Source organism: Antarctobacter aquimaris (genome assembly GCF_900184945.1).
Taxonomy (GTDB): Bacteria; Pseudomonadota; Alphaproteobacteria; order Rhodobacterales; family Rhodobacteraceae; genus Maliponia; species Maliponia aquimaris.
The window spans coordinates 1-13,893 of sequence record NZ_FXYF01000019.1 but is presented as its reverse complement, the minus strand read 5'-3'; the positions used below and the strand labels follow the sequence as shown (position 1 = coordinate 13,893).

Below are 13,893 nucleotides of genomic sequence, written 5' to 3'. Positions count from 1 at the left end.
GCCCTACACATGCGCCATCTTCCACCGTTTTCCGGGCCAGCCCGCCCGGCGACAGACAAGGTCACGCACGATGCACGCAGACGACTTCGGCTTTGGCACCCAGATCCGCAAATCCCCCTATTTCGACGCCACCGTGCGCTGGGGCGCCAAGGGCTTTTCGGTCTACAACCACATGTATATCCCGCGCGATTTCGGCGATCCGGAACAGAACTTCTGGACCCTGGTCAACGACGCGATCCTGTGCGACGTGGCCGTCGAGCGGCAGGTCGAGATCACCGGCCCGGACGCCGCGAAATTCGTACAGATGCTGACGCCGCGCGACCTGTCCAAGATGGCCGTCGGCCAGTGCAAGTACGTCCTGATCACCAACGCCCAGGGCGGCATCCTGAACGACCCGATCCTGCTGCGGCTGGCCGAAAACCACTTCTGGATCTCGCTGGCCGACAGCGACATCCTGCTCTGGGCGCAGGGCGTGGCGGTGCATTCCGGCATGGACGTGCAGATCGGCGAACCGGACGTGTCACCGTTGCAGCTGCAGGGGCCGAAGTCGGGCGAGATCATGCGCGCGCTGTTCGGCGAAGAGATCCTGAACCTGAAGTACTACTGGCTGCGTGAGCTTGACCTCGACGGCATCCCGCTGATCGTGTCGCGCACCGGCTGGTCGAGCGAGCTGGGTTATGAGCTCTACCTGCGCGACAGCTCCAAGGGCGACGCGCTGTGGGAGCGGATCATGGCGGCGGGGCTGGAGTTCGGCCTCAAGCCCGGGCACACCTCGTCGATCCGGCGGATCGAAGGCGGGATGCTGTCCTACCACGCCGATGCCGACATCCACACCAATCCCTATGAGCTGGGGCTGGACCGCTTGGTGAACCTCGACATCGAGGCCGAGTTCATCGGCAAGGCCGCGCTGCGCCGCATCCGCGACGCAGGCGTGCGCCGCATGCAGGTCGGCCTGATCATCGACGCCGACCCGCTGCAAGGCCCCAACACCCGGTTCTGGCCGATCACCCGGAACGGCATCGAGATCGGCAAGGTCACCTCGGCGGTCTATTCGCCCCGGCTGGAGCGCAACATCGCTCTGGCCATGGTTCCCGTCGAGCATGCCCAACTCGGGACGCGGGTCGAGGTCGTCCTGCCCTCGGGTCCGGCGATGGCGACGGTGGTCGAGCGTCCCTTCTTCGACCCGAAGAAATCCCTGGCCGCGGCCTGAGTGTTCGCATGTCCGATCGCGTCATCGACCTGCACTGGCAGCGCAACGGCGCGGCCCTGCACCCGGGTCGCTACTCCGCCGCCCACCGGGTGGCCTTTACACCCGCTGCGAAGTCGACGTGGACGCCGCCCCCGATTGGGGCGGCGATCCGGACCACACAAACCCCGAACAGGCGCAGACCCCGGCCCTGTCAAGCTGCCGCATGATGACCTTCCTGGCCCTGGCGGCCAAGGCGGGCTGGCCGGTGGCGGGCCACAAGATCGACCCATACCTGCTGCGGAACCTCTCCGTCACGCACCCGAACCACGTCTGGGCGATGGACATTACATACATACCAATGGCGCGGGGCTTCATCTATCTCGTGGCGGTGGTCGACCGGGCCACGCGCCGCATCCTGGCATGGCGCGTATCCATCACGCTGGACGCGGGCTTCTGCATCGGGGCGCTGGAGGAAGCCTAGGCTCGGCACGGTCAGCCCGAGATCTTCAACAGCGACCAGGGCAGTCAGTTCACATCCATCAACTCGACCAGGGTTCTGGCGGCTTGGCAGATCAAGATCAGCATGGACGGTAAGGGCGCGTGGCGCGACAACGTCTTCGTGGAACGCCTATGGCGGAGCATCAAATACGAGGAGGTCTAATTTCGTGCCAATGCCAGCATCTCGGAGGCACGAACCGGGATCGGCCGGTACATCGGCTTCTACAACGGGCGCCGCCCCCATTCATCGCTTGACGGCAGACCGCCCGATCAAGCCGACGTCAAGCCGCGGCCGACCAACCTCGCCGCAGCGTAATCGAGACGGAAAACCACTTGGAAAACGCCCGGAAGCTGTTCAGACAAAACGGGCCACCTCTGAGACGCTGGTGGGCGAACAACTGCCGCGCTTCTGCTGAGCCAGGGGGCAAGGCGTCTGCCGGGGGCTCGCTCACTCCGAGGTATACAGCCCGGTGATCGACAGCTTGCAGGGGCTGAAGGACAGGGCTTCGATCAGCGCTGGGCTTACCGGCTGACCGTGGGCGGCGTCCAGCAGCGCATGCAGATCGCGCGGCGGGGTCGGACACGCCAGCGCCACAAGCACATCCGTGCCGACGGGCCGGACGACGTTGAAATCAAGGTCGAAGACATTGGAGAGCATTCGCCCGTCGTCACCCGCCGGATGCAGGAATTGCACCTCTCCGCTCGAGGCGAGATTGAACAGCGTCAGATAGGGCAGCGCCTGGGAATCGTTCTCGAACCGAAGCCAGACCCGGTCACCCAGATGCATCAAGGCGCCGCCGCTCCTGAGCCGCAGCCGCGGTGCGTCCGTTGCCGTTGCGGCCATATCGGTGAGACTCTGGAGAGCTTCGGTCCGCGCCACCAGCGGTGCAGCACTCTCCGGCAGCCCGTAGAACAGTGCGTTCGGATCGCCGGAAACGTCGATGTCGGTGATCCGGTCTCCGGTTCCGTTGCGCACCTCCCAGCGTCCTTCTGCCGTCGCCTCGAACACAAGCGACGCCCCAAGCTCGACCAACCGAACGCGACCGGAGTCCAGACCCGGCGGCGGGGGGCCGATCACCGTGACCGGCACCCGCGTGTCGGTGGCGGGTGGCGCGGCCGGAGCCGGCCCGGGCGCCGTGTCTGCGGATGCGGATCCCAAAAAGACGCGGTCGTCCCCGCGCGGCAGGATGCGGGGCTGCTGGGTCTGGTTCATCCGGGCAAAGATACGGACGTCCAGAAATGCCGACAGTTCTGCTCGTGTGGTCACGCCGTCCCCGTCCGCGTCCGCCCCGCCCGACAAGGCTTCGGCGAAGTACCACGACAGCGCACCATGCATTTCGCCCTCGATCTGGACCTCCTCGACAAGAAAGCTTTCACTGGCGGTCGCCAGGATCTGGGTGACATGGTCCAGCGTCGTGGCGTCCGCAGCCGCGTCGCCCTCGTCGCCGGCATCCAGCGGTACGGCGGCCAGAGCGGGGTCGGGCAAGCCGTCGAACAACCCGCCAAAACGTGACAGCGTGCGCCCGGCAGAACGCTCCAGCCCGCCCGAATGGCAACTGTCCGCCACCCAGACGATGTCATAGGCCTCCGCGGCCCGGAACAGCGCGTTGAGTTCGTCGTCGTTAAGACGGCCGACGCCGGGCGTGTCGGGGTCGAAGTCATGGAACATGATCATTTCGTCGCGCCGGTCTGCCTCGTCCCAGGGCTCGGCGGCCTCGCGTTCCTGCCCGCCGTGCCCGGCAAAAGTCACGATCAGCGTGTCGCCGGGGGACGCGTCCCGGAGCATTGACTCCCAGGCTGCGAGGAAGGCGTCTTTGGTGGCCGCACTGTCGAGCAGAAGCCGGTCCTCGGGCAGAGCGATACCGGCCGCACGCATGGCCTGCGCGATGCGTGCGGCGTCATTGGCCGCACCGAGCAGGTCGTAGGACAGGCCCACGGACGTCGCGGCGGAATAGGGTTCATAGATCGCGTAATCGCTGACCCCGACGACAAGCCCATGGGTCGCCGCCTCTGCCCAGGACGCGAACAGGAGCGCCGCGGCACAGAGCGCCGCCAGACCGTCATTGATCCGCAAAGGAGACCTCGACCCGGCGCGCAATGGCACGGCGTTCATCTATGGAATAGGCGGAGGCATCGACGAGTTTCGGCGGATCGAACTCGCCGCGCCACTCGATCCGGATCTCCGCATTGACGCCAAGACTGTAGAGGTAGTCCCTGACCGCCTCGGTCCGGCGCTGCGACAGGTAAAGGTTGTATTCCTCGCCGCCGACCTCGTCGGTGTGGCCGATCAGGGTCAGGCTCTTGAGGCCGGATTGCTTGTTCAGAAACGCCGCCAAAGCCTGCGCCTCGCGCCGCCCCGCCTCGCTCAGCGTGTCGGAGCCGAAATCGAAGCGAACAGGCAGGTAGACACGGTCGATTTTCGAGGCCGCGGAGGCAACGATATTGTAGCTCAGCGTTTCATTTCGCACGTCGCGCGATTGTTCGGTGCCCGCGCCGGTGGATGCGGTGTCGCGCGCGGACAGCCCGACGCTGACGGCGCGCATCACACCCGAGCTCGAGCCGTCCGAGCGCATGGCCGACTGAGCGCTGTCGGCCAGCATCATGCTTTCCTGGGCCAGCGCCATCAGGCGCGGCACCACAGGTTCCAGCGCCGGATCCTGCGGCGTGATCTCGGGGGCGCCCAGCGTGTCCAGCGCCTGGTTGTAAAACCGAGCCGCCGCAGCGTGGTCGCTTTGCCCGGTGGCAAGAGCGCCGCGCATTGCCAGGATCTCCCAGTGCAGCACGGGCGCATGATCGAGCAGCGCCTCCGCGCCCGCGGGGTCGCCTGCGTTCAGACGCGCATCGGCCCGGCGGGCCGCCAGCGATGACACCTGTCTCAAGGCGACGGACGCCTCTGCTTCGCTGCATCCTTCGGCAGTCAGATTGCGCGCCGCGTCCGCCAGTTCGGCGATGGGCGCCTCGCTAAAGCGCTTGGACAGCTCCGCGCGGGAGGTCGCGCAGTCGGCCGCGGCAAGACCGGGCAGAAGCGTGAGGAAGATTAGCGAGAAACGTTGGATCGGGGCAAAGGTCATCATGGGAAAGGGTCCAGTTCATATCGTCATGCGCAACAAGTGCGGAGTGCGACGAACCTCAATCGGTGGGTTCGACCTGGAAAAGCGGTAGACTACGATCTTGTGCCCAAGGCCGTGCAGCCGCAAGGATGGAATTCCCGACCCCGCAATCCTATGCCCTGAAAGGCCGGAGGCGTCGATTTGCCGGTCAGAGCGTGTAGCCGAAGACCTCCCAGATCTTCAGATCCGGCGCAAAGTACAGATCGTCCGGCCAGTGCCGGAGGTCGTGGGCGTTGCTTGGGCGTATCTCCGTCGCGGGTCCCGGTACCGCGCGCGGTGTCAGACCGCAGAAGGCGCCGATACGGTCCAGTTCGCGGTCCGGATCCTCGCAAAGATCCTCGTAGCGCAGCACGTGGCAGTCCTCGGCCATTTGTGACAGCGCCGAAAGATGCGCAGCCTGCCAATGTGCGAGCAGCAGGTCAAGCGAGATCGGGCGCTCGTCGCGCGTGGCCAGCGACACGGCACGTGGATCACGGACCAGCACGACAAATCGCGCTGTGGGAAAGACGCTTCGCAACCAACCGATCCGGGTCAGATTGGTCGGCGATTTCTCAAGCAGATGCGGGTGATCGGGTTTGTCCGTGTGCGGCGCCCAGGTCCCGCAGATCTGCTGTCTCAGGTCGGCCGCCCGGCGCCTGTCGCGCACCGGCTGTGGGGTCATCTGAGGCGCAAAGGCGAAATGGCCCGGCCCGCCGAACGGCGCCTCCTGAGGCAAGGCGTATTGCAGGAACTGACCTTCGCTGCGCGGCGCGCTGTCGTGATGCAGCGTCGCGACATCAAAGCGCGCGGCGATGCTGTCATGCAACAGTGTCGTGCCGGACCGGTGCAGCCCGCAGACAAATGTGAACCGCTCGAATCCATGAGCAGCGCTTGGCAGGTCTTCGGGCCGAGAGTCGCCCGGCGCAACGTCCCGCCCGATCCTGTAGAGCGCAGCGCGCAGACGCCCGAAATCACCTTGCCGGATCAGCGACGCCCCGGCGGCCGGGTTCGCGACGAGATCGGGCGGCGGCGTATCCTCTGGCGCGGACCCGACGCGGGGCGCCCGCAACGCCTCGTCCAGATAGCCGATTCGGGCAAGCTCCGCCCGCAACGCATCTTTGTTGGAGATCTTATCGAAGGGATCCTCGCTGCGATCCTGCCGCGTGTACCAGGATTCACTGGCCATCTCATCCGGGCTGTTGGCGATGCCCAATGGCGCCAACCGGGCATGGAGCCGCTCTGCGATGTCCCTTGCCGTGCCGTCCCTCAGATCGCGCTCGTAGTTGAGGTGTACGTCAACGATCCCGGCGGTGTTCGCGATGGACACCATATCGCGCAGCCAGTCTTCCAGCGCTGCGGTCCAGGACAGGAAACCGCCGCAGTGCACCTCGGGGCGAAGGGAGGTTGTGTCGGCGTGGAACCAGTCTCCAGCCATGAGCGCCTTGCGCAGCGAAACGAACTGATCCAGCCGTTTGCGGGTCAGAAAGATCGCCCCCATCGCGTGTTGTTCGATGATCTGCTTCATCGCGCGGGCGTGCACCTGGTTCGGCAGGACCTTGACGATCACTTTCATCTCTGGCGGGACGCCGTCCAGCAGACGTGTCATGGACGTCTCGGGGGACATGCGCATCTCGCGCCATAGCGCGTCCTGAGAGCCGAAGTCCTTCAGCATTCGGGCCTCAAGCATCGGGTGCAGGTTCAGCCCGTAAACCGCGCGGGGATTGAAAATCTCCGACACGGCAATCGTTCCGGGGATCTTGTTGAGGATATCGACGAGGTAGTTGGACCCGGACCGTGGCCCGGAAAAGAGCAGAATCAGACGCCTGGGTCTGGTCGCGACGCCTGTCATCGCCGGTATCCTCGTTCGGGGTGGATATCCGTGCGCACCATGGCGCTGTGATCGGTGATGATTTCGGCCAGTTCCTGCGCACCGCGGGCGGGCGGCAACGCGGCCATGGCGTTTCGCAGGCGCGCGCGCTCGTCGTCGTCGAGAATGCTTCGGACGGTCTGCGCCAGCGCTCCGATGTCGTGCCGGGCGCGCAGGCACAATCCAAGCCCCATCACCTCGGCCCATTGCGCGCGCGTCAGCTGACTGTCCATTTCCTCGGCCTCGTTCGGGACAAAGACGGTGGGTATGCCACCCAGGATCTGTTCGTGAAACGAGTTATAGCCCGCCACGCCGATCGCCGCATCAAGCGCGCGGCTGTTGCGAAAGCTGGGAAATTCGCGGATCTGTATCAGCCGTTCGCCCGTACCGGCTGGCCTGGTGGGCATCGCCGCCAGCGGGGACACGATCTCGAGCACGCGCACGCGCGGGTCGCGCATGAGCAGTTCAATCACCGCCTCTCGCAGGTCCCGCACGTCGAAATTTGCCCCCGACCCCATCTGAAGCGCCACGGCAAGATCGCCGTCCTTCAGCCCGTAGGCCGCGCGCGCAGTGGCGCGGTCGTGCCTGTCCTCCGGGTCGATGTGCAGGACCGGCTGGACCAGATGCACGTCATCCCGCACCTCGCGCGTGGGACCATGATCCAGATCTCCGGCCAGTTCCCCAGGCTCCAGAACCCCGGTAAAGAGATCGGAATGCTCAAGGAAGTGGCGGTGGTATTCGCGCCACATGGCCCGCCGCACCCAGAGCGAGATCATGTCGGGGAATTCGCGCAGGACATTGGCCAGTCCGCCGAACACCGCTGTACCGTCATAGGCCAGCAGCGCCGGTTTGACGTGGCGGATCAGATCAAAGACCTCTTCGGCAAAAATCCTGTTCCAAGGTTCCGGCCCTGCGTCGAGATGCCGGTGATGCGGCAGGTAAAACACCGGGTATCCGGCATCCCGCGCCACCCGGAGCGAAAAACTCATCGACGCAAAGACGGGCTGGATCTCGTCCTTGGGCAGACGGTCGGCAATGGCGAGTTGCTGCGTCAGATGACCCACTCCGATGCCATTGGTCGACAGGAACAGCACCGGCGCCTTCCGGCCGAGGTCGATGGCCGGGGATTCGACCGGGACGATCTCGCGCAGACCATAAAGCTTGAGCCTGTCCTCGACCCTGTGCCGCACGTTGTGGTGCCGCAGAACCCAGCGCCGCGCGCGTATGCGCTGCGCCCGCCAGGCATCGATGTCGTCGAGAAAGCCGTCGATAATATCCGACACATCTTCGGGCGCAGCATAGACGGCGGCCTCGCCGAATAATTCTTCGAAATGCGGCGGCAGGACGGTTACCAGCCCGCAGGCCAGTGCCTCCAGCACGGTGCGTCCAAAGGCTTCGAGCCACGTGCTGGAATGGTAATAGACATAAAAATCGAGGTTGGACAGGAACTCGGGCACGCCCTCGGCATCGAAAGGCCGCTCGACCCAGTTGGGCGGCATGGGCCGGCCATAGTGTTCCGCGAGGAAATCTCCGGCACCCAGAATGCGGAATTCCACCTCTGGCCGGTGCGCAAGATGCGCGGCCGCCGCCTCTTCCCAGGTGTCGGGCCATTTCTGCGGATGCGGGCGCGCGTGGCGCCCGAGCACGACGTGGCCTGGATTGGGAGGTGGCCGGTCGGGATCGAACGGCCAGCGGTCCGGGTCGATCAGATTGATCCACTCCTCGTCCACAACCGCACCGTGTTCCGACGTGTGACCGCCCAGCGCCCGGCGCACCACCGGGCTGACGGGCGCGATCAGAACTTCGGGTGCAAGCGTCGCGGCCGTATTTGCCTGAACCTCGGCGATGTCATACTGCCGGGTCCCGTCATTGTCGAACATCGGATGATGAAGGATCAGGATGGCACGATCCGCAGAGACGGGCAGCGCGGTGCGCGGAAGATGGCGAAAGACCACCGGATGATGCACCAGAGCAAGCTGAGCGTGCCAGTGTTCGCCCGGACGCAGCACCCGGAGTCGGCCGCTTGACACATGCGCGCGGATCCCGCCGTGCACGGGCCACGGCAGGCGCAGCAGGTGGGCGCGAACCAGCAACAGCCCGACGCGGATAGAAGAATTATGGCGAAAAAGCTCATCCAGTTCGCTGGCGACGGCCGTTGACACGCCGCCTTCGAAACGGCCGTCGATCACATAAACGACATCGAGCTCATTCATGGTCGCCCACGATCTGCCGCACCTGGTCCATGTAGCCGGCGAAGTCCGTCCCGTATGCGATCGCCCGCCTTGGCGCCCACTTGGCGATCAAAAGCGCGTGCCGGTCCGCCAGGTAGCGCGGCCAGTCGGTCAGATGCGGGAACTCCGCGATCTGCTCCAATGCCGGAAGTTGTTCGAACGCGGCCTTGGCATCCATGAACGGGCGAAAGTCCAGTGACGTGTGCAGGATCACCAGTTTGTGACGGAAAAACCGCCTTTCAAGTTTGGGCAGAATTGGCGCAAACGTGGATGGCGCAAGATCAAGCGCATACAACATGAGAACGCGGCGCCCATCCGGGTACAGGGCAAGCCCGCCCTCCGGCGCCGCGTCTGCGGAAATGTCTGCCACCTGGAAACCTTACCGGGGACGGATCAGTATTCGCCTTGTACGCCTACCCTTTGGCGAACAGGTGCCACGCGTGGTGCCGGGGCTGGCGCCGGCGCCGCAGCAGTAGCGGCAGGAGGAGCAGCCATCGTCGTCGCTGCCGACCCGTACTTGCCAGACGTCGGAACGTTATAGTTTTTCACGTAGGGACAACGCTCGGTGGACCCGGGTTCACAAGCCTTGGGCTTTGCACCTTCCACTTGGTTGCAGCCCACGAGTGTCAACATGGCGATTGTCGATGAGGCGATGCTGAAAAATTTGCTCTTCATGAATTTGCGCTCTCGTCGTTTCACTGTCAAAACTTGACCTTAAGTCACCTGTCGACCCTTGGCAACCGGTCATTGCGTTGGCCATCAAAACGACATCCCGACCTTGCAAAATTTCAGCACACGTTGGATGCTGGTTGCTGTGGAAGACGGTGCTGCGTTCTTGCCGGCGTGGTGTCGTTGTCCTGGTTATGAATATTGTTTCGTTACTTATTCCATTTTGGATACGTCCGTCATGACCATAGGCTCAGTTGCCAGAAACATCCTTTTGTTGCTTGCTGCGGTCGCCCTTTGGGCCACCGCCGGCTTTGGGCAGACTGGCATCGAGTCGGGAAAACGCGTGGCGCTTGTCATCGGCAACGGGGCCTACGACGGCATCCCCTACCTGGAAAACCCTCCCGCCGACGCAACCCTGATCGGCGCCAGGTTTGAGGAATTGGGCTTTGAGGTCATCCTGCGCACGGATCTCGACCGTCACGGCTTCATCCGGACGCTCAGCGAGTTCCGCGCCGCCCTCGAGGGCAGTGAAACGGGCGCGTTTTTCTACGCTGGCCATGGTGTGCAGGTAGATGGCAAGAACTACCTCCTTCCGATCGATTCCTCCCTCGAATCCGCGGAATTCCTCAGCCTTGAAGCAATCGACCTCAACCTTGTGACCGAGGTGCTGAACACGGCCAGCAGAACCTCGCTGGTCTTTCTGGATGCCTGCCGCAACAACCCCTTCGACGCGACCCGTGGCAGCGATGCCTCGACGCGCGGGCTTGCGCGGGTCTCGGCCGAACGCAACACGATGATTTCGTTCGCCGCAGCCCCCGGCAATGTCGCGCTCGACCGTGTTCCGGGTGTGACCAACAATCACAGCCCGTTTGCGATATCGCTGGCCCGACACCTGGGGACGCCGGGGGATTCGATCAACCGGACCATGATCAAGGTGCGCCGGGACGTGCTTGAGGTCACCAACAACCGTCAGGTGCCCTGGGAGAATTCGTCGCTGGTCGACGAGGTTGTCCTTGCCGCGGCCCCCGCCGAAACGTCCGGTGCCACCGACGAAGACATGTGGGAGTGGATCAAGTCCACCGACGACCCCCTCGTTCTGGAACGGTTTGTCGACCGCTTTCCCGGCAGCCGTCACGTGTCGGACGCGCAGGCGCGCATGGCCGCCTTGCGCGCCGCCGAGGAAGCCGCCCGGCTCGAAGCCGAACGCCTGGCACGCCAAGCAGAGGCAGAGGCGCTTGCGGCAGAGCGCGAGGCGCGAGAGGCTGAAAGACGTGACCAGTTGTTAAAGGCGTTCTACTCCGAACCGGACCCGCCCGAGCTTTTTGGGACGATACGCGACTGCCCCGACTGCCCGGAGATGGTCGAACTGCGGGGCACCGAGCTGTTGTTCGGCACGCCCGACACGATCGAAAAGGCCCAGCCGGATGAGCGCCCCGCAAAACGCATCGCTCTTGGCGCGCCGATTGCCGTGGCCCTCACAGAGACCTCGCAAGGTCAGTTCAACCGTTTCGTGCGCGAAACCGGCCATACCTGGCCCGACGCCTGCCAGATCACGCCGCTCGACGATACGCTGCCTGTCATGGGATCGCGTCGCCGCGACACCCAACAGGATGACGACCTTCCGGTCGCCTGCGTCAGCTGGCACGATGCAAAGTCCTATGCCCGATGGCTCAGCGACAAGACCGGGCGCCGCTACCGCCTGATGACAGAGATCGAATTCGAATATCTGGCCGAGGCCTTTCATTTCAATATGGACATGAACCAGATCTTCGCCGGCCGCAGCGTCTGCGACATGGTGAACATCGCGGATCTCGGCGCACCGTTCAGCTGGCGCAATTACGAGTGCAGCGACGCGCTGGGCCACGGCGTCTTTCCGGTCCGATCGCTGCAACCCGATGAATTCGGCCTGTATCATCTGCTCGGCAATGTCTGGGAGTGGATGGAAAACTGCTATGAACCCACGCCTGAGGCCGCCGTGGAAAGGGCTCTGACGCCCGATGCCGCGAACTGCAGCCAACGCGCCATTCGCGGGGGCGGCTGGAGCGATCCCTTGACCTCGCTGAGTACATCCAACCGCAATTGGGAGCATCCCGACTTTCGTTCCGATGCGATCGGTTTCCGGGTCGTGCGCCTTCCCTGAGGCGCCCCCGTCCATTTGGGAGAGACAGAATGTCCGTTCTGCGCCTCATCGTATTCGTTCTGACCGCCGGTTTCGCGCCGCCCGCGCTGGCAGTCGAAATCTCTCTGTCCTGCGGCACCATCGGCTCACAGCACAACATCTGCCAGCAGAGCATCGACCGCTGGGAGAAACAGACGGGACACACCGTCCGGCTTGTCCAGGTGCCGCAAAAAACCAACGATCAGCTTGAATTCTTCCGGCTCAGGCTGGCACAGCCCGACCCGTCAAACCCGCTCGACGTGGTCAAGATCGATTCCATATGGATCAATTTCGTTGAACAGTACCTGCTTGACCTGTCGCCCTATACACAAGGCGCCGAAAACGAGCATTTCACGCGGCTTGTCACCAATGCCACCTTTCAGGACCAGCTAAAGGCCATGCCGCTGTGGAGCGGAGTGGGCTTGTTCTATTACCGCAAGGATCTTCTGGACGCCTATGGCGAACCGGTGCCGCGCACCTATGCCGAGATGGAAGCGATCGCCGCCCGCATTCAGGCCGCCGAGCGTCAGCGCAATCCCGATTTCTGGGGGTTCATCTTCGAAGCGACGCCGGGCGAAGGGCTGACCTGCAATTCGCTAGAATGGATCGAGGCGATGGGCGGCGCGCCAATTCTGGACGCCGATGGCCGCGTCAGGGTGAACGACGCCGAAGCACTGGCCACGCTGCAACGTGTCAAAGGCTGGATCGGTACGATTTCCCCGCCGCAGGTGCTGGATTTCAACAACGAATCCGCTCGGCGCTTTTTTCAGAACGGCAACGCTCTTTTCATGCGCAACTGGCCCTACGCGTGGGCCTTGTCGCAGAAATCCGACAGCCCCTTGGTCGGCAAGGTCGGCGTGACGACGCTGCCGGCGGGCCCTCAGGGCTCGGGCGGAACACATGGCGGATGGTATCTTGGCGTGTCGAAGCACACGGCACATCCTGAAATCGCGGCAGACCTCGTCGCCTTCATGACCAACAAGGAAGAGCAGCTTCAGCGCGCCCTTTTCAACAGTCAGAACCCGACCCGCCCCGCGCTTTACGCGGATCCCGATATCCGCAACGTGTCGGAGTTCTTTCAGGTCGTGTTCGGGGGCCTTCAGATGGCGCTGAACCGGCCCAACGCCCGGCTGCGCGGAAGCTATGTCTACGTGTCGAACACCTGGTCGCAGGCCGTCCACGATTTCCTGGCCAGCCCGGAAGCGGACCCGAAACCGGTGTTCGATCACCTGCAGGAGCAACTTGAACGGCTCGAACGGCGAGGATGGTAGAGGCTCTGAACATGTAACCGCCCTCCGACGGCCTCGACATGCCAAGGTGGGATCGCAACAGTCCATTTTTTGGAGGCGGTCATATCAGAGATTGTCACGGTCGGACTGGACCCGGCGAAGACTGCATTCCAAGTCCACGCCGCTGACGCCACGTGGCCCAGTCTTGCTCCGCCGTTGACACCGCCGCCGTCGCGCAATCGTTCATGAAATTCCGGGGCTCAGAAGTTGCGTCGCGACGGGGATGTCGGTGTCGAGCATGAGCTCTACCACCGCCCCGCTGACCTCTCCGACGACCCGGACCCCGATCTCGCGGCTGTTCGGGGCGACGAGGAGCATGAGGGTCAGGACGTTCGTCGTTCTCGCCATCGGAAAACTCGCGCCCAGATCGGTGAGCGTGGGTGCGTCCGAGGCATCGTTCTGGACGAGTTGCCAGTTGGTGTGGGTGCCGCGCTGGAAACCGATGCCGATGCCGTTCCAGGGCGGACAGCGTCAGGGTCTGGCAACAGAGACCGAAGAAGCTCAAACCGGTCGCCCGCAGGGTGACGAGCGAGAGCCGATTCAATTGGGTCAAACCGCCGAGGCCATCCGCTTTGCCGCGCCAGCAGACCCAGCCCGCCGAACGCCCCTCTGCCGCCGCATCGGCGGTGGCGGCACTGGTCACGCGCCAGCGGCGCATCGAGGTCGAAAGGTTGGTGGTGGCGAATGTCGGGCGGGTTCGAGCCGCAGTCGATAGTGGGACAGCGAGTTCAGTGAACCGGTCGGGAACAACCCCTCGGCAACGTGGCCGTTATCCAATAACGCGCCGCGCCGGGCGGCGCGTCCATCGGATAACCGGGGGCCGATATCGCTTTGATCCGCGGTTCGGCCCGATGGTGCGAACACCGGCCAGGCACGACATGCCGAGCGCCGGACTCACGCACC

At 64.1% G+C, this 13,893-nt stretch carries 9 protein-coding genes and 1 pseudogene; 4 read left to right on the top strand and 6 right to left on the bottom strand.

Annotated elements, in window-relative coordinates:
* Window positions 1-70 precede the first annotated feature (70 nt).
* The gene (locus MAA8898_RS22530) at window positions 71-1,210 is read left to right on the top strand and encodes a glycine cleavage T C-terminal barrel domain-containing protein (RefSeq protein WP_094023280.1); all 1,140 of its coding nucleotides are present in this window, start codon (window positions 71-73) and stop codon (window positions 1,208-1,210) included.
* Between the two features lie 241 nt (window positions 1,211-1,451).
* Window positions 1,452-2,003 (top strand): annotated as a pseudogene (locus MAA8898_RS22525) (IS3 family transposase); the annotation flags it as partial.
* A 132-nt stretch (window positions 2,004-2,135) separates the two neighbouring features.
* On the opposite strand, the gene MAA8898_RS22520 reads toward MAA8898_RS22525, so the two are convergent.
* From MAA8898_RS22520 to MAA8898_RS22500, 5 genes are all read right to left on the bottom strand, one after another.
* Window positions 2,136-3,761 carry a caspase family protein gene (locus MAA8898_RS22520; RefSeq protein ID WP_176445286.1) on the bottom strand — a complete coding sequence of 542 codons (1,626 nt, stop codon included), beginning with the start codon at window positions 3,759-3,761 and terminating at the stop codon, window positions 2,136-2,138.
* On the bottom strand, window positions 3,748-4,758 hold the full coding sequence (locus MAA8898_RS22515) for an OmpA family protein (RefSeq protein ID WP_176445285.1): 1,011 nt from the start codon (window positions 4,756-4,758) through the stop codon (window positions 3,748-3,750). The genes MAA8898_RS22520 and MAA8898_RS22515 overlap by 14 nt, the downstream gene beginning before the upstream one ends.
* A gap of 187 nt (window positions 4,759-4,945) precedes the next feature.
* Entirely contained in the window at window positions 4,946-6,625 is a 1,680-nt protein-coding gene (locus tag MAA8898_RS22510) for a sulfotransferase (RefSeq protein WP_176445284.1), read from the bottom strand.
* Window positions 6,622-8,856, bottom strand: coding sequence for a glycosyltransferase family protein (locus tag MAA8898_RS22505; RefSeq protein ID WP_094023276.1), 2,235 nt, complete (start codon window positions 8,854-8,856; stop codon window positions 6,622-6,624). Before MAA8898_RS22505 ends, MAA8898_RS22510 begins: the two co-directional genes overlap by 4 nt.
* The gene (locus tag MAA8898_RS22500) at window positions 8,849-9,244 is read right to left on the bottom strand and encodes a hypothetical protein (protein WP_141194925.1); all 396 of its coding nucleotides are present in this window, start codon (window positions 9,242-9,244) and stop codon (window positions 8,849-8,851) included. The genes MAA8898_RS22505 and MAA8898_RS22500 overlap by 8 nt, the downstream gene beginning before the upstream one ends.
* A gap of 432 nt (window positions 9,245-9,676) precedes the next feature.
* Between MAA8898_RS22500 and MAA8898_RS22495 the strand changes: the two genes are divergently transcribed.
* Window positions 9,677-11,683 carry an SUMF1/EgtB/PvdO family nonheme iron enzyme gene (locus tag MAA8898_RS22495; RefSeq protein ID WP_094023274.1) on the top strand — a complete coding sequence of 669 codons (2,007 nt, stop codon included), beginning with the start codon at window positions 9,677-9,679 and terminating at the stop codon, window positions 11,681-11,683.
* Window positions 11,684-11,712: 29 nt separating this feature from the next.
* Entirely contained in the window at window positions 11,713-12,972 is a 1,260-nt protein-coding gene (locus MAA8898_RS22490) for an ABC transporter substrate-binding protein (RefSeq protein WP_094023273.1), read from the top strand.
* Window positions 12,973-13,173: 201 nt separating this feature from the next.
* Here the strand turns inward: MAA8898_RS22490 and MAA8898_RS27120 are convergent, their stop codons facing one another.
* The gene (locus MAA8898_RS27120) at window positions 13,174-13,308 is read right to left on the bottom strand and encodes a hypothetical protein (protein WP_281252911.1); all 135 of its coding nucleotides are present in this window, start codon (window positions 13,306-13,308) and stop codon (window positions 13,174-13,176) included.
* Window positions 13,309-13,893: the final 585 nt, after the last annotated feature.

Coding starts and splice junctions, on each gene's coding strand:
- MAA8898_RS27120 (WP_281252911.1), bottom strand. CDS start 13,308: ATGCTCCTCGTCGCCCCGAACAGCCGCGAGATCGGGGTCCGGGTCGTC.
- MAA8898_RS22510 (WP_176445284.1), bottom strand. CDS start 6,625: ATGACAGGCGTCGCGACCAGACCCAGGCGTCTGATTCTGCTCTTTTCC.
- MAA8898_RS22505 (WP_094023276.1), bottom strand. CDS start 8,856: ATGAATGAGCTCGATGTCGTTTATGTGATCGACGGCCGTTTCGAAGGC.
- MAA8898_RS22495 (WP_094023274.1), top strand. CDS start 9,677: ATGCTGGTTGCTGTGGAAGACGGTGCTGCGTTCTTGCCGGCGTGGTGT.
- MAA8898_RS22490 (WP_094023273.1), top strand. CDS start 11,713: ATGTCCGTTCTGCGCCTCATCGTATTCGTTCTGACCGCCGGTTTCGCG.
- MAA8898_RS22530 (WP_094023280.1), top strand. CDS start 71: ATGCACGCAGACGACTTCGGCTTTGGCACCCAGATCCGCAAATCCCCC.
- MAA8898_RS22515 (WP_176445285.1), bottom strand. CDS start 4,758: ATGACCTTTGCCCCGATCCAACGTTTCTCGCTAATCTTCCTCACGCTT.